Source organism: Geodermatophilus sp. SYSU D00698, from assembly GCF_054050335.1.
In genome coordinates this window covers 1-14,801 of sequence record NZ_JBJGZD010000010.1, presented here as the reverse complement: position 1 = coordinate 14,801, position 14,801 = coordinate 1, and the positions used below count along the sequence as shown (strand labels likewise).

Sequence of the window (14,801 nt, the reverse complement as noted above, 5' to 3'; positions counted from 1 at the left end):
GTGCTCGTCCGACCCGTGTCGAGTGCCGTCACGGAGGAGGTGCGGGACTCAGCCGGCGATCTGCAGGACGTCGTCGATCATGATCCGGGTGGTGTCGAGGCCACCGAAGACGACGTACCAGGCGACCGGGTCGAGGTAGTGGATCTGGCCCTGCTGGGCGGCGGTCGTCTGCGCGACGACGTCGTTGTCGAGCACCGCCGCGGCCGCCTGCGCGCCCTCCTCGCCGGTGGCGGCGTCGCGGTCGACGACCCACAGGTGGTCGGGGTCCGTCTCGAGCAGGAACTCGAAGGAGACCGGCTCGCCGTGCGTGGCGGCCTGGATGTCGTCGACGACGGGCTGCACGCCGAACGCGTCGTAGATGAGACCGCCCCGGGCGCCCCGGGCGTCCGCGCCGTCGCCCGCCGGGGCCATGGCGCTGAGCTCGCCACCGGCCACCATGAGGCCGAGGCCGGTGCCCGCGTCGGCGGTGGCGGCCCGCGCCTCCTCGATCCCCGCCTCCAGGTCGGCGACGGCCGCGGCCGCCTCGTCCTCCGCGCCGAGCACCTCGCCGAGGAAGGTGGCGTTGCGCTCGAGGGTCTCGGTGTAGCTGCCGCGCAGGCTCAGGTCGACGGTCGGCGCGATCTCGCTGAGGTCCTCGTACAGCGTCGAGGAGCGGCCGCCGATGACGATGAGGTCGGGCTGCTGCGACTCGATCTCGACCAGGTCGGCCTCGAACAGCGTGCCCGCGTCGAAGGCGTCGTCGGCCAGGTACCGCTGCAGGTAGTCGGGCACCGAGTCCAGCGGGGCGCCGGCGACCTCCCCGCCCAGGGCGCCGATGGTGTCGAGGCTGGCCATGTCGAAGACGACGATCCGCTCGGGGTCCACCGGGACCTCGACCGTCGTCTCCTCGTACTCCGGTTCCTGGTCCTCGGCGGCGGTGTTCCGGTCCCAGGTCCAGGTCACGGTCCCGGCGTCGGTCGACGCCTCGGCCACCGGCCCGTCGGACGAGCACGCGCCGAGTGCGACGACCGTGGCCAGGGACAGGGAGGCGGCCGCCAGCGGCCGGGTCGCGGTGCGCATCGTTCTCCTGCTCGAAGTAGGTCAGGCTGCCCTAACTGAGGACGGCCTAACCTGTCACAGCCCCCGGAGCAACGGAACGGCGGGGTCCCCTCACGGCCGGTTGCCCCCCTCCACCGGCGGGCAGGAGCGGCCCGTGCAGGCACGCACCCTCGGGTCCCTGTCCGTCCCCGCCATGGGGCTGGGCTGCATGGGGATGAGCGAGTTCTACGGCACCGGCGACCGGGCCGAGGCCGAGCGCACCATCCAGCGGGCCCTCGACCTCGGCGTCACCTTCCTCGACACCGCGGACATGTACGGCCCGTTCACCGACGAGCGGCTGGTCGGGAAGGCGATCGCCGGCCGCCGCGACGAGCTGGTGCTCGCGACCAAATTCGGCAACGAGCGCGGTGAGGACGGCTCGTTCCGCGGGGTCAACGGGAGGCCGGACCACGTGCGGCGGGCCTGCGACGCCTCGCTCGAGCGGCTCGGTGTCGACGTCGTCGACCTCTACTACCAGCACCGGGTGGACACCACCGTCCCGGTCGAGGACACCTGGGGCGCGCTGGCCGAGCTGGTCGAGGCGGGCAAGGTGCGCACCGTCGGCATCTCCGAGGCCGCGCCGGAGACCATCCGCCGCGCGCACGCCGTCCAGCCGGTGACCGCCGTGCAGACCGAGTACCCGCTGTGGAGCCGCGACCCCGAGGAGAACGGCGTCCTGGCCACCTGCGCCGAGCTCGGCATCGGGTTCGTGGCCTACTCGCCGATCGGCCGCGGCTTCCTCTCCGGGCAGATCCGCAGCCTCGACGACCTCGCGCCCGACGACTTCCGCCGGCACAACCCGCGGTTCCAGGGCGAGGCGTCCCAGCAGAACCTGCGCCTGGTCGACCGGGTGCGCGAGATCGCCGACGAGAGGGGCGTGACGGCGTCGCAGCTCGCGCTGGCGTGGGTGATGGCGCAGAGCGACCGCGGGGGCAACCCGGGCGTGGTGCCGATCCCCGGCACCAAGCGGGTGCGCTACCTCGAGGAGAACGCCGCGGCCGCCGACGTCGAGCTGTCCGACGACGACCTGCGCCGGCTCGACGAGGCCGCCCCGGTCGGCGCCGCGGTCGGCGACCGCTACCCGGACATGTCCGGCGTCCACCGCTGACGGAGGACCTCCCTGCCCCCACTCCTCGCACGCTCGCGCCGGGCTCCTGCAGGGAGACCGGACTACGCGGCCGCGCGGGGGGTGACGGCGCCCAGCACCTCGGCGACGTGGGCGCGGGCGGCGGCGGCCAGCCGGGCGCCGACGTCGGCCCACGCGTCACGGACCTCGCGCGCCGGCCAGGCCTCCGGCTGCAGCGCCGGGGGCAGCAGCGGGTCGCCGGTGAGCACCGCCCGCAGGTCCGCCCGCAACCGCAGGTGCCGGCCGAGCGCGGCCGGGCCCTGGGGCACCGCGTCCCCGACCGCGCGCAGCCGGTCGAGCACCCGGGTCCAGGCGGCGGCGAGCCGGGGGAGGTCCCAGCAGCGGGCGGCCAGGTCGGCGTCGGACAGCCGCGGGTCGGCCACGCGGGCGGTGAGCAGGTCCAGCCGGGAGGTGCGCTCGCCGGCCAGCTCGGCGCGCACCTCCTCCAGCGCGGCGGCGTGCGGCGACACCCACGTGGCCGGTGCCAGGGGGCCGAAGCCGGCGCGGGCCAGGCCGCGCCGCACCCGCTCGCGGGCCGCGCGGTCGGTCTCCGGCACGCCGTAGACGACCATCCGCCACTCCCCGTCCCACGGGCCCAGCCGCGACCGGATCCGGTCGCAGCGGGTGGTGACCGCCGCGCGCAGCGCCGCGGTCGGGGCGAGCAGCGTCTCCCGCCCGCGCCGGGACGCGGTCAGCCACCCGGCGCGGCGCAGCGCCGACGCGGCGACCCGGGTGCTCGGCTCGGCGACCCCGCACGCCGCGAGGAGGCCGACCAGGGCCTGCAGCGGCACCGGGTCGCCGGTGACGGCGTCCAGGTGCTCGGCGCACAGGTCCACCACCAGGTCGCGGACGGTCATGGCCCGTGCCTACCCCGCGCCCGCTCCCGGCTCCCCCGGAGGGCGCGCGATCATGGGAGGCGATGAACGCCCTCCTCGTCTGGTCGGCCACGGCGGTGGCCCTGCTGGTCGCCCTCGCCGGCCTGGCGTCCACCCTCGCCCGCCGGCGGATCGGACTGCTGCACCTGGCCGGTGCCGCGGTGCTCGAGGTGCTGCTCGTCGTCCAGGCGGTGGTGGCGGCGGTGGCGCTGGCGGACGGGCAGCGGCCCCCGGAGACGGCGACCTTCGTCGGCTACCTGGCCGGCGTCGTCCTGCTGCCGGTGGCCGGGGTGCTGTGGTCGCGCACCGAGCCCAGCCGCTGGGCGGGGACGGTGCTGGCCGTGGCGTCGCTGGTGACCGCCGTCATGGTCTGGCGGCTGGTGCAGCTCTGGGAGGCCCCCGGTGCCTGAGCGGGACGCGCGGGGCACCGCGCCGGGCGGGACCGCCGCCGGGCCGGGCCGGGTGCTGGTGGCCGTCTACGCGGTCTTCGCGCTGGCCGCCGGCGCGCGGGCCGGCGTGCAGCTGGCCACCCGCTTCGCCGAGGCGCCGGTGGCCTACCTGCTGTCGGCCCTGGCCGCGGTGGTCTACCTGGTCGCCACCGTCGGGCTGGCCCGCGGCGGGCGGGCGGGGCGGCGGACCGCCGTCGTCGCGTGCTCGGTGGAGCTGGCCGGCGTGCTGGTGGTGGGCGTGCTGTCGCTGGTGGACCCGGCGGCCTTCCCCGACGAGACGGTGTGGTCGGCGTTCGGCCGCGGCTACGGGTTCGTGCCGCTGGTGCTGCCGGTGCTCGGCCTGCTGTGGCTGCGCCACCAGGCCGACGTGACGGCGGGGGAGGAGGCGGCCGGGACCGTCCCCGAGGACGGTCCCGGCCGGTCCTGAGCGGTCAGAAGTCGCCGCCCCCGAAGTCGCCGCCGAAGTCCCCGCCCCCGAAGTCCCCGCCGCCGTAGTCGCCGCCGGCGAAGCCGTCGTCGGCCCCGCCGGCGAAGTCGGCGCCCGGGTCGCCGCCGTAGTCACCCTCGGAGGCCGCGTAGTCGCCGCCGCCGCCGCCGTCGCCGTCACCGCCGCCGTCGCCGCCGGCCCCGGCGCCGTCCTGGTAGCCCTCGGCGTAGGCCTCCTCGTCGCCGCCGCCGAACAGGCCGCCGTCACCGAGGCCCGTGTCGAACAGCGCGTCGGCGACCGCCGTCCCGACGACGAGGCCGCCGATGGTCCCGAGCAGGCTGCCGCCGATCGAGCCGGCGAAGCCGCCCATCCGGGGCCCGTAGCCGCCGCCGTAGCCGTACCCGCCACCGCCGTGGCCCAGGCCGTAGCCGGGTCCGTACCCGCCGCCCCCGTAGCCGGGGCCGCCGCCGTAGCCGCCGAAGGTCCGCTCGAGGAACCCGGGCTGGCGGAGCTCGGCGCGGGTGGCGACCCGGGCCAGTGTCTGGGCGTCGTCGCTGCGCGGACGCTCGGCCGCCGGTACGCCGGCCGCGAGCTGGGTGAGCACCTCCTGCCGCTGCTCCGGGGTGAGCTGGGCGAAGGCCTCCGCGTGCGCCTGCTCGATCTGGTCCGGCGGCGCGGTCTTCAGCAGGTAGCGGTAGCGCTCGATGGCCTGCTGGTCGGTCAGCGGGCGGTCGCCGGAGGCCCGCCGGGCCGCGGGCGGGGCCGGTGCGGGCGGCGGGGCGTAGCCGTCGTAGCCGCCGTAGGCCGGGGGCTCCGGCGCGCGGCGCCGGCCGAGGAGCCGGTCGAGCAGTCCCATGACGTCTCCCTCCCGAGTGGTCCCCGGGAGGGTGCCCGTCACGCAGCCGCGCACACCTGTCCGGGCAGGTCACCTGGCGGTCGGGAGCAGTCGGCCGGGGTCGGCCGGTAGATTGGTTGCGTGCGACCGGACGGGAACCGACCGCAGGAGGGGCAGGGCCCGCCGCCCGGCGTGCTCCCCGGCGTCGGCGGTCCCACCGACTCGCCGTCCGGTGACGGCATCCCGCCCCGCACCCGCGCCGCCGTGGCCGAGGCCACGGCACCTGCCGGGGACGACGCCACCGGCCGGCAGGCCGGCATCGTCAGCGCCGCCACCGCCGTCGTCTCCGAGCACCGCGGGGACCACGCCGCGTCCACCGCCCTGCCCGCGGTCCTGGCCGACGTCCCGGTCGCGGTCCTGCTCATCGACCAGGAGTCGGGCGCGGTCACCTACGCGAACACCGCCGCGGTCGAGATGGCGGGCAACGTCCGCCTGCCGGTCGCCGTCGACACCTGGGGCGCGTCGGCCGGGCTCACCGACCTCGGTGGTGCTCCGCTCGCGCGCACCAGCGGCCCGCTGTCGCTGGTGGCCCAGGGCCGGCCCGTCACCGGCGAGGCGGTGCGGCTCTCGCCGGGCCGCAGCACCGACGCCGGCCGGGCCCGGGAGGACGACGGCGACGCGGACCGGCTGCTGTGGGTGACCGGCTTCCCGCTCTCCCAGCCGGACAACAGCCAGCAGCTGTCGCTGGTGGTGCTGCTGGAGGTCGAGAACGCGGGCGGCGAGGACGCCGACGCCGAGCTGCAGGCGCTGCGCGAGCGGGCCGTCGTCGCCACCGACATCGCGTTCACCATCACCGACCCCCGCCAGCCGGACGACCCCCTGGTCTGGGTCAACCCGTCGTTCTCCCGGATCACCGGGTACTCCTACGAGGAGTCGGTGGGTCGCAACTGCCGCTTCCTGCAGGGCCCCACCACCGATCGGGCGAGCGTCGAGCAGATCCGCACGGCCCTGCGGGCGCGGGAGGCGGTCACCGTCACGCTGCTCAACCACCGCCGCGACGGCACCGCCTTCTGGAACCAGCTCGCGATCAGCCCGGTGTTCGACGGCGACGGCGAGCTGGTCAGCTTCGTCGGCGTGCAGACCGACGTCACCGAGCGGGTGCGGGTCGAGGCCGAGCGGGAGGCGGCCTTCGCCGCCGAGCAGGCCGCCCGGCGGGAGGCCGAGCTCGCCCGCGCGGTCGCCGAGCAGGCCCAGCGCGACGCCGAGCGGGCGCAGCGCGACGCCGAGAGCGCCCAGGCCCGGCTCGCGCTGATGGCCGAGGCGACCAGCGCGCTGATCGCCACCCTCGACATCGCCGACGTGCTCGACCGGCTGGCCGCCCTGTGCGTGCCGCAGCTGGCCGACTGGGCGGTCATCACGCTGGTCGACGAGTCCGGCGAGGTCCGGGAGCTGGTCTCCCGCGATCGCGAGCACCAGCGCACCGACCTGCGCCGGTTCGACGCCGGGCACGCCCTGCGGCTGCCCCCGGACTCGCCGAGCCAGCGCAGCATCACCACCTCGCGCGCGGTGCTGGTCGAGCGGCTGCCCGAGCGGCTGGACGACGTGACCGCCTCCGCGGTGGCCCAGGAGATCGCCGGGCGGCTGGGCGCGGCGTCGGCGCTGAGCGCGCCCATGGTGGCCCGCCGCCGGACCCGCGGGGCGATCACGCTGGTGCGCACCTCCCCGGAGCGCCCGTTCACCCCCGACGACGTCGGGCTGGTCGAGGACCTCGCCCGCCGGGCGGCCCTGGTCATGGACAACGTGCGGCTCTACCAGCAGGAGCACGCCGTCGCCGACACCCTCCAGCGGTCCCTGCTGCCGGACCTGCCGGAGATCCCCGGGCTCGAGGCCGCCGCGCACTACGTCAGCGCCTCGACCGCCGCCGACGTCGGCGGGGACTTCTACGACCTGCTGCAGCTGCCCGACGGGTCGGTCGGGATGGTCGTCGGCGACGTCGTCGGCCACGACGTCGCCGCGGCCGCCGCGATGGGGCACCTGCGCGGACTCATCCGCGCCTGCCTCTGGGACGCCCCCGACCCCTCCCCGAGCACGGTGCTCACCCGCGTGGACCGGCTGGTGCAGGGCCTGCGGGTCGCCTCGCTGGCGACGATGGCCTACCTGCGCGCCCTCCCCCCGGACGGGCCCGGCGGCGCCTGGACGGCGGAGCTGGCCAACGCGGGCCACCCGCCGCTCCTCCTGCGCTCACCCGACGGGTCCGTGCGGCCGGTCGACGGCGTCACCGGCCTGCTGGTCGGCGTCGACGCCACCGCCGAGCGGCGGACGCGGACCCTGCGGCTGCCGCCGGGCTCCACGGTGCTGGCCTACACCGACGGGCTGGTGGAGACCCCCGGCTCGGACCTCGACCAGGGCATCGCCGCGCTGGTGGAGCGGGTGTCGGCCACCCCGGCCGACGCCTCGCCCCGCGAGCTGTGCGACGCCGCGGTGAGCGGCACCCTCGACGGCCGCGACGACGTCGCGCTCATCGCCGTCCGCTTCGGCGCGGCATAGGAAGCTCTCCGCACGCCTGCGAGCCCCAGACGTGCGGAATGCTCCCTATGCCTCGTCGGCCAGCCCGTAGCGGCCGCGGTGGAACAGCAGCGGCCGGCGGCCGGGATCGGCGCCGAGGTCCAGCACGCGGGCCGCGACGATCGTGTGATCGCCGCCGTCGTACTCCGCCCACAGCGTGCAGTCGATCCACGCGACGACGCCGTCGAGCACGGGGGAGCCGTGCCGGCTCGGCCGCCACGGGACGCCGGCGAACTTGTCGACGCCCGAGCGGGCGAACGCCGCCGACAGCCCGGACTGGTCCTCGGCGAGGACGTTGACGCAGAACCGGCCGATGTCCCGCAGCCGCGGCCAGGTGCTCGACGTGCGCGCCGGCGCGAGCGCCACCAGCGGCGGGTCCAGGGACAGCGAGCTGAACGACTGGCAGGTGAAGCCGATCGGGCCGTCGTCGGTGTCCGCGGTGACCACGGTGACGCCGGAGGCGAAGTGGCCGAGCACGTCCCGCATGACCCGCGGGTCGACGACCTCCGCCGGACCGCTCACGCCGTCGTCCCGGCCGCCGCCCGGGGCACCGAGCGGCCGCCGGCGCGGTACAGGGAGCTCGGCAGCTCGTGGCCGACCGCGGACTCGGTGACCCGCGCGGCGACCAGCAGCGCGTCCAGGTCGATCCCGGTGCGCACGTCGGACTCCTCCAGCCAGTAGACGAGCTCCTCGGTGGCGATGTTGCCGCTCGCGCCGGGCGCGAACGGGCAGCCGCCGAGCCCGCCGACGGAGGCGTCGAGCTGGGTCACCCCGGCCTGGACGGCGGCCAGCGCGTTGGCCTGGCCGGTGCCGCGGGTGTCGTGGAAGTGGACCGCGACCGGGGTGCCGGGGCAGGCGCGGCGGACGGCGTGCAGCAGGCGGACCACCCGCGCCGGCGTCGTCGTCCCGATCGTGTCGCCCAGGCACAGGGCGTCGGCGCCGGCGGTGACCGCGGCGCGGCACACGTCGACGGTGCGGGCGATCGGGGTGCGCCCGTCGAACGGGCAGTCCCACGCGGTGGCGACGACGACCTCCAGCGAGCCGCCGGCGCCGTGCGCCAGCGCGGCCACCTCGCCGACGCCGGCCAGCGCCTCCGCGGTGGAGCGGCCGGCGTTGGCCCGGCTGTGCCCGTCGGAGGCGGACACGACCAGCTCGAGGTCGGCGATGCCGGCGTCGACCGCGCGGACCGCGCCGCGGGGGTTGGCGACCAGCGCCGACCAGTGCACGCCGGGCCACCGGGACAGCTCGGCGGCCACCCGGTCGGCGTCGGCCAGCGCCGGGACGGCCTTCGGCGAGACGAACGACGTCACCTCGATGCGGCGCACGCCCGTGGCGACCAGCGCCTCGAGCATCGCGAGCTTGCCCTCGAGCGGGACGGGGGCCTCCAGCTGCAGCCCGTCGCGCATGCCGACCTCGCGGACGTCGACCGCCGTCGGCAGCACCAGGTCGAAGTCCGACGGCACCGCTGCCCTCCTGTCTGCTCGCCCGGACGGGGGAACCCGACCATCCTGCCTCGCCGAGGGGTTCTACGTGGAACGCAGGAGGTAATGACTGGGGTCGGTACACCGAGACGAGGTGCGGGAGGGAGGCGCCGTGGACCTGGAGGGCGCCACGGGCACCCTGCCGCCCCCCGACCTGGGCAGCGCGTTCACGAACTCGCCGATGGGGGTGGCACTGACCACCCCGGAGGGCGTGCTGATCGAGGCGAACGCCGCGCTCGGCGAGCTGCTCGGCCGCGAGCCCGGGACGCTGCGCGGCACGACGCTGTTCGCCGTCACCCACCCCGAGGACGTGGCCGGCGCGGTCGCCGTCTGCACCGGCCTGCAGGAGAGCCGCGGCCGGGCCCGGCACGAGTGCCGGATGGTGCGGGCCGACGGGGAGGTGGTGCCGGTCCAGGTGACGTCGTCCTGGGTCGACGGCACCCCGGGCGTCACCGCGCCGCACCTGGTCCTGGTGGTCGAGGACGTCACCGACCGCAAGGCGTTGGAGGCCCGGCTGCTGCACCTGTCGGCGCACGACCCGCTCACCGGGCTGCCCAACCGGCTGCTGTTCCGCGACCGGCTGCGGCACGCGCTCGAGCGCGGCCACCGCGAGCACACGCCGACCTGCGTGCTCGTGCTGGACCTCGACGGGTTCAAGGCGGTCAACGACCAGTTCGGTCACCCCGTCGGTGACGCCGTCCTCGTGGCCGTGGCCGGGCACCTGGCCTCGGTGCTGCGGGCCAGCGACACCGCGGCCCGGCTGGGCGGCGACGAGTTCGCCGTCGTCTGCGAGAACACCGAGCGGGCCGACGCCGAGGTGCTGGCCGCGCGGCTGCGGGAGGCGTTCCCCGGCTCGCTGAGCATCGGCTCGACCACCGTGCGGGTGGGCCTGAGCATCGGCATCGGCTCGGTCGACGGCGGCGTGGACCCCGAGGAGGCGCAGGAGGCGGTGGTCCGGGAGGCCGACGCGGCGATGTACGCCGACAAGGCCCGCCGCCGCTGAGCCGGCTCAGGCGCGCGAGCCGGCCCAGCCCACCGTGCGCGGCAGCCGGGCGAACACCGCGGTCAGCACCGGCAGCGGCAGCGCGAACACCAGGAACGCGGTGAAGCCGGCGACGTCGTCGGCGTCCTGCGACGCGGCCCCGACGACCAGGGCGAGGAAGAGCACGACGACCGAGGCGAGCGCGGAGGCGAACAGGACCGTCGGGGAGTGCCGGCCCAACAGCCGCGCCGCCCCGGTGACCAGCCCGGCCGCGCAGGGGAGCCCGAGCAGCAGCGTGACGGTGATCGGGTCGTCCTCGGCACCGGTGAGCACCGCGACGAGGAAGGCCAGCGACACCAGCGCGGTCAGGCCGCCGGTGACGAAACCGAGCACGGCCGCGGTGGTCGCCGTCCCCGGCCGCCCCGGACCGTGCGGCCACGCCGGCGGCGCGAACGGCACCGCCGCCCAGCCGGGGCCGTACGGGACCGGCTGGGGGTGGGGCGGGACCTGCCCGTGGGGCGGCACGGCGCCGTACGGGGGCGGGGCGCCGTGGGGAGGCGGGGCGCCGTACGTGGGCTGGGCGCCGTACGTGGGCCGGCTGCCGTACGCGGGCGGCGGGGGAGGGGGGACGGACCCGGGCGGGACGACGTCCCACTCCTGCTCGTACGGCTGACCGGTCATGCGCCCAGTCTGCGGCTGCCGCCCCCGCGCCCTCCGCTCCTGCTCCCGTGTCGTCGCCCGCACGGGTCAGACGCCGAGGGCGGCGCCGACGACGGCGCGGGCCTCCTCCTGCACCTGCGCGAGGTGGTCGGGGCCGCGGAACGACTCCGCGTAGACCTTGTAGACGTCCTCGGTCCCCGACGGGCGGGCGGCGAACCAGGCGTTCTCCGTGACCACCTTCAGCCCGCCGATGGCGGCGTCGTTGCCGGGCGCGCGGGTGAGCTTGGCGGTGATCGGCTCGCCGGCCAGCTCGGTGGCGGTGACGTCCTCCGGCGACAGCTTCCCCAGCGCCGCCTTCTGCTCGCGGGTGGCCGGGGCATCCACCCGCGCGTAGGCCGACGCGCCGTACCGCCCGGTCAGCTCCGCGTGCAGCTGCGACGGCGAGCTGCCGGTCACCGCCTGGATCTCGCTCGCCAGCAGCGCGAGCAGGACGCCGTCCTTGTCCGTCGTCCACACCCCGCCGTCGCGGCGCAGGAACGACGCCCCCGCGGACTCCTCGCCGCCGAACCCGACCGAGCCGTCGAGCAGCCCGGGCACGAACCACTTGAACCCGACCGGCACCTCGACCAGCCGCCGCCCCAGCCCGGCGACGACGCGGTCGATCAGCGACGACGACACCAGCGTCTTGCCGACGGCGACGTCCCCGCCCCACTCCGGGCGGTGCGCGAACAGGTAGGAGATCGCGACGGCGAGGAAGTGGTTGGGGTTCATCAGCCCGGCGTCGGGGGTGACGATGCCGTGCCGGTCGGCGTCGGCGTCGTTGCCGGTGGCGATCGCGTAGTCGGCGCGCTTGCCGATGAGCGAGGCCATCGCCGACGGTGACGAGCAGTCCATCCGGATCTTGCCGTCCCAGTCGAGCGTCATGAACCGCCACGTGGGGTCGACCAGCGGGTTGACCACGGTGAGGTCGAGCCGGTGCCGCTCGGCGATCGCCGCCCAGTAGTCCACCGACGCCCCGCCGAGCGGGTCGGCGCCGATCCGGACGCCGGCCGAGCGGATCGCGTCGAGGTCGAGCACCGCGGGCAGGTCGTCGACGTAGGCGGCGACGTAGTCGTACCGCTGCGCCGCCGCGTGCGCCCGGGCGAACGGCACCCGTCGCACGCCGTCGAGGCCCGCGGCGAGCAGCTCGTTGGCGCGGTCGGCGATCACCTTCGTGGCGTCGGTGTCGGCCGGGCCGCCCGAGGGCGGGTTGTACTTGAAGCCGCCGTCGCGGGGCGGGTTGTGCGACGGCGTGACGACGATGCCGTCGGCCAGGCCGCTCGTCCTCCCCCGGTTGGCGGTGAGGATCGCGTGGCTCACCGCCGGGGTGGGCGTGTACCGGCCGGCGGCGTCGACCAGCACGGGGACGTCGTTGGCGACGAGCACCTCGAGCGCGCTGGCCCACGCCGGCTCGGACAGCGCGTGGGTGTCGCGGCCGAGGAACAGCGGCCCGTCGAAGCCCTGCGCCGCCCGGTACTCGCAGATGGCCTGGGTGGTGGCCAGGATGTGCGCCTCGTTGAACGCGGTATCGAACGCCGACCCGCGGTGCCCGGAGGTCCCGAACGACACCCGCTGCGCCGGCTCGGCCGGGTCGGGCACCAGCGTGTAGTAGGCGGTCACCAGGGAGGCGACGTCGACCAGGTCGGACGGGGCGGCGGGCTGGCCGGCACGGGGATCGGTCACGCCGCCGATCCTGGCCCGGCTCCCGGCCCGGTGGCGAGCGGAGACCGTGCTACTGCCCGAAGGAGTACCGCAGGTCCGCGTTGACCAGCTCGTCGAGCCGCCTCCGCAGGTGCCCGAGGAGCGAGGCGTCCGGCAGGGGTCCGTCGACCAGCAGGGTCCAGCGGAGGTCGGTCCCGGAGGCGCCGGCGAGGGCGAGCACGTCGAAGCGGACCCGCGCGTCGGGCCGGCGCTCCCACAGCGAGGACCAGACGACGAGGTGCGGCCGCTCGGCGTGCACCACGGTCGGCGGGTGCTCGTCGTCGAGCAGCCGCAGCCACGGGCGCGCGGGATCGCGGTCGGGCCCGGTGAGCGCCTCGAACACGACGTGCGGGGGAGCGGGCTGGTCGCGCCGCCGCGCCCCGGCCTCGATCACGGCCTCGATCACGGCCCGACGCGGGCCGTCGCGCGGCGGACCCGGAGGCCGTCGAGCAGCAGGCCGGCGGCCAGCGCGGCGCCGGCGCCCTCCCCGGCGCGCAGCCGCAGGTCCAGCAGCGGCTCCAGGCCGAGGGCGTGCAGCACCAGCTCGTGCCCGCGCTCGCGGCTGCGCTGCCCGGCGACGAGGCATGCCTGGGCGCCGGGCTCGAGCAGGACGGCGGCCAGCGCGGCCACCGAGACGGCGAACCCGTCGAGGACGACGGGGGTGCGCGCCGCCGCGGCGCCGAGGACGGCCCCGGCCAGCACGGTGAGCTCCGGCCCGCCGAGCTCGGCCAGCGCGCGCTCCGGCGCGAGCCCGCTGCCCGCCCTGCGCACCGCCTCCGCCACCACGGCGCGCTTGCGCTCGAGCACCTCGCTGTCGGCGCCGGAGCCCAGCCCGGTGACGTCGGCGGGGTCGGCGCCGAGCAGCCCGGCGGCCAGCGCGGCGGCGACGGTCGTGTTGCCCACGCCCACCTCGCCGAGCGCGAGCAGGCCGTCGCGGGCGCCCAGCTCCCGCCCGGCCGCCAGCAGCCGCTCGACGTCGGCGGCGGTCAGCGCCGGGGCGGCGGCGAGGTCGCCGCGCGGGCCGGCCGGCCGGGCGGCCACCGCGCCGGGCAGCGGGTCGCCGTCCACCCCGGCGTCGACGACGACCGTCGCCAGCCCGGCCGCGGCCGCGGCGGTGGCGCCGACCGAGGTGCCGGCCAGCGCGGCGCGGACGACGTCGCGGGTGACGTGCCCGCCGTAGGCCGAGACACCGAGCGCGGCGACCGGGTGGTCCGCGGCGGCGAGCACGAGCGTGCCGCCGGCGACGTCGCCGCGGCCGAGGGCCACGACCCGGTCCACCGCGCGGTCGAGCACGCCGAGCGACCCCGGGGGAGTGAGCAGGCGGTCGGCGTCGTCGCGGGCGCCGACGACGTCCTCGCGGCCGGGCGCGCGCAGGTGCGACGGGGGAGCGGCCGGGCCGCCGTCGTCGGCGGGCCAGCGGTCCTCCAGGACGACGGCCTCCAGCGGCAGCCGCCGTGACCAGCCGGCCCGCTCCAGCCCGGGCGCGGGCGGGCGCTCGTCGGGCCAGCCCAGGCACAGCCAGCCGAGGGTGGCCACGCCGTCGGGGAGGCCGACCAGCCCGGCCAGCTCCTCGGGGCGGAACAGCGTCACCCAGCCCATGCCCAGGCCCTCGGCGCGGGCGGCGAGCCACAGGTTCTGGATGGCTGCCGCGCAGCTCCACAGGTCGGCGTCGGGGAAGGTCGCGCGGCCCAGCACGCCGGCCGCGGGGGTGCGCCGGTCGCAGCAGACGACGATCCCCAGCGGCGCCTCGCGCACGCCCTCGAGCTGCAGGTCCAGCAGCCGGCGGGCGGCGTCGGGCTCCATCTGCGCGGCCTGGCGCAGCCGCTCGCGGTCGGTGAGGACGGCGGCGCGGTCCCGGACGGCCGGGTCGCGGACGACGACGAACCGCCACGGCTGGCTGTGGCCCACCGACGGGGCCGAGTGCCCGGCGGCCAGCACCCGGCGCAGGACGTCGTCGGGCACCGGGTCCGGGCGGTAGCGGCGGACGTCGCGGCGGGCGGCGACGACGGCGTAGAACCCGCCGGCGTCGTCGGGCATGGCCCAGCCGGCGGGGTCGCCGGCCCGCTCGGCGGCGGAGGTGGCGTCGCCGATGAGCGGGACCGGCCGGGGGTACGTCACGGGCGCTGCCTCCGCAGCCGGGCGGGGGCCCGGCGGGCCCAGGCCTCGTCCAGCAGGTCGGCGACGACGGCCGGGTCGGTCGCGGCCAGGTCGACCTGCACGCCCGAGAGCCGCTTCCCCCACCACAGCAGCGAGACCGCACCCCCCTCGGCCGCGCGCGCCTCCGACTCCCCGACCACGACGTTGAGGATGCCCGGTGCCCACAGCGTGGCGAGCACGGCGGTCCCCAACCGGAAGGACGGGCGGCCGTGGTGGTCGGCCTCGGTGACCTCCGGCAGCGCCAGCGCCAGCGCGCGGACCTCCTCCTCGGTCATCGTCACGGCCTCCCGGCAGTCCGGGGCGGGGGGGGGGGGGGGGGGGGGGGGGGGGGGGGGGGGGGGGGGGGGGGGGGGGGGCGGGGGGGGGGGGGGCGCGGGGCGGGGGGACTGGCCGGGCCCCCGCGGGGTCTCCGAACGCACCCCGATGC

Annotated in this window: 15 protein-coding genes; 5 read left to right on the top strand and 10 right to left on the bottom strand. The window is 77.3% G+C overall.

Annotation, left to right across the window (positions count from 1 at the left end; all coding sequences use genetic code 11):
- Nucleotides 1-48: 48 nt before the first annotated feature.
- On the bottom strand, nucleotides 49-1,059 hold the full coding sequence (locus tag ACI8AB_RS11115) for a siderophore ABC transporter substrate-binding protein (protein WP_456950185.1): 1,011 nt from the start codon (nucleotides 1,057-1,059) through the stop codon (nucleotides 49-51).
- Nucleotides 1,060-1,192: 133 nt separating this feature from the next.
- On the opposite strand from ACI8AB_RS11115, the gene ACI8AB_RS11110 reads away from it, so the two are divergent.
- Entirely contained in the window at nucleotides 1,193-2,185 is a 993-nt protein-coding gene (locus ACI8AB_RS11110; protein ID WP_456950184.1) for an aldo/keto reductase, read from the top strand.
- Between the two features lie 62 nt (nucleotides 2,186-2,247).
- Here the strand turns inward: ACI8AB_RS11110 and ACI8AB_RS11105 are convergent, their stop codons facing one another.
- Nucleotides 2,248-3,060: a PaaX family transcriptional regulator C-terminal domain-containing protein gene (locus ACI8AB_RS11105; RefSeq protein WP_456950183.1), complete on the bottom strand. Its 813-nt coding sequence runs from the start codon at nucleotides 3,058-3,060 to the stop codon at nucleotides 2,248-2,250.
- Nucleotides 3,061-3,122: 62 nt separating this feature from the next.
- Here ACI8AB_RS11105 and ACI8AB_RS11100 point away from each other — a divergent pair, with 62 nt between their 5' ends.
- Both ACI8AB_RS11100 and ACI8AB_RS11095 read left to right on the top strand, forming a co-directional pair.
- Entirely contained in the window at nucleotides 3,123-3,488 is a 366-nt protein-coding gene (locus ACI8AB_RS11100; RefSeq protein WP_387988581.1) for a hypothetical protein, read from the top strand.
- On the top strand, nucleotides 3,481-3,954 hold the full coding sequence (locus tag ACI8AB_RS11095) for a hypothetical protein (protein WP_456950182.1): 474 nt from the start codon (nucleotides 3,481-3,483) through the stop codon (nucleotides 3,952-3,954). Before ACI8AB_RS11100 ends, ACI8AB_RS11095 begins: the two co-directional genes overlap by 8 nt.
- A gap of 4 nt (nucleotides 3,955-3,958) precedes the next feature.
- On the opposite strand, the gene ACI8AB_RS11090 is transcribed toward ACI8AB_RS11095, so the two are convergent.
- Nucleotides 3,959-4,810: a hypothetical protein gene (locus tag ACI8AB_RS11090; RefSeq protein ID WP_456950181.1), complete on the bottom strand. Its 852-nt coding sequence runs from the start codon at nucleotides 4,808-4,810 to the stop codon at nucleotides 3,959-3,961.
- A 120-nt stretch (nucleotides 4,811-4,930) separates the two neighbouring features.
- Between ACI8AB_RS11090 and ACI8AB_RS11085 the strand changes: the two genes are divergently transcribed.
- On the top strand, nucleotides 4,931-7,336 hold the full coding sequence (locus ACI8AB_RS11085; protein ID WP_456950180.1) for a SpoIIE family protein phosphatase: 2,406 nt from the start codon (nucleotides 4,931-4,933) through the stop codon (nucleotides 7,334-7,336).
- Between the two features lie 45 nt (nucleotides 7,337-7,381).
- On the opposite strand, the gene ACI8AB_RS11080 is transcribed toward ACI8AB_RS11085, so the two are convergent.
- Both ACI8AB_RS11080 and ACI8AB_RS11075 read right to left on the bottom strand, forming a co-directional pair.
- A complete protein-coding gene (locus ACI8AB_RS11080; protein WP_456950179.1) occupies nucleotides 7,382-7,876 on the bottom strand; it encodes a flavin reductase family protein in 495 nt (164 codons plus the stop codon).
- Entirely contained in the window at nucleotides 7,873-8,817 is a 945-nt protein-coding gene (locus ACI8AB_RS11075; protein WP_456950178.1) for a hydroxymethylglutaryl-CoA lyase, read from the bottom strand. The genes ACI8AB_RS11080 and ACI8AB_RS11075 overlap by 4 nt, the downstream gene beginning before the upstream one ends.
- A 130-nt stretch (nucleotides 8,818-8,947) precedes the next feature.
- On the opposite strand from ACI8AB_RS11075, the gene ACI8AB_RS11070 reads away from it, so the two are divergent.
- Nucleotides 8,948-9,838, top strand: coding sequence for a diguanylate cyclase domain-containing protein (locus ACI8AB_RS11070; RefSeq protein WP_456950177.1), 891 nt, complete (start codon nucleotides 8,948-8,950; stop codon nucleotides 9,836-9,838).
- A 6-nt stretch (nucleotides 9,839-9,844) separates the two neighbouring features.
- On the opposite strand, the gene ACI8AB_RS11065 is transcribed toward ACI8AB_RS11070, so the two are convergent.
- The 5 genes from ACI8AB_RS11065 to ACI8AB_RS11045 all read right to left on the bottom strand — a co-directional run bounded on the left by ACI8AB_RS11065 (nucleotide 9,845) and on the right by ACI8AB_RS11045 (nucleotide 14,655).
- Complete coding sequence (locus ACI8AB_RS11065; RefSeq protein ID WP_387988588.1) at nucleotides 9,845-10,498, bottom strand: hypothetical protein; 654 nt, start codon at nucleotides 10,496-10,498, stop codon at nucleotides 9,845-9,847.
- 66 nt (nucleotides 10,499-10,564) lie between these two features.
- Nucleotides 10,565-12,199 (bottom strand): phosphoglucomutase (alpha-D-glucose-1,6-bisphosphate-dependent), encoded by a 1,635-nt coding sequence (gene pgm, locus ACI8AB_RS11060; RefSeq protein WP_456950176.1) that lies wholly within the window; start codon nucleotides 12,197-12,199, stop codon nucleotides 10,565-10,567.
- Between the two features lie 49 nt (nucleotides 12,200-12,248).
- Complete coding sequence (locus ACI8AB_RS11055; RefSeq protein WP_456950175.1) at nucleotides 12,249-12,623, bottom strand: hypothetical protein; 375 nt, start codon at nucleotides 12,621-12,623, stop codon at nucleotides 12,249-12,251.
- Entirely contained in the window at nucleotides 12,620-14,335 is a 1,716-nt protein-coding gene (gene bluB / locus ACI8AB_RS11050; RefSeq protein WP_456950174.1) for a 5,6-dimethylbenzimidazole synthase, read from the bottom strand. Before bluB ends, ACI8AB_RS11055 begins: the two co-directional genes overlap by 4 nt.
- A complete protein-coding gene (locus ACI8AB_RS11045) occupies nucleotides 14,332-14,655 on the bottom strand; it encodes a hypothetical protein (protein ID WP_456950173.1) in 324 nt (107 codons plus the stop codon). The genes bluB and ACI8AB_RS11045 overlap by 4 nt, the downstream gene beginning before the upstream one ends.
- Nucleotides 14,656-14,801: the final 146 nt, after the last annotated feature.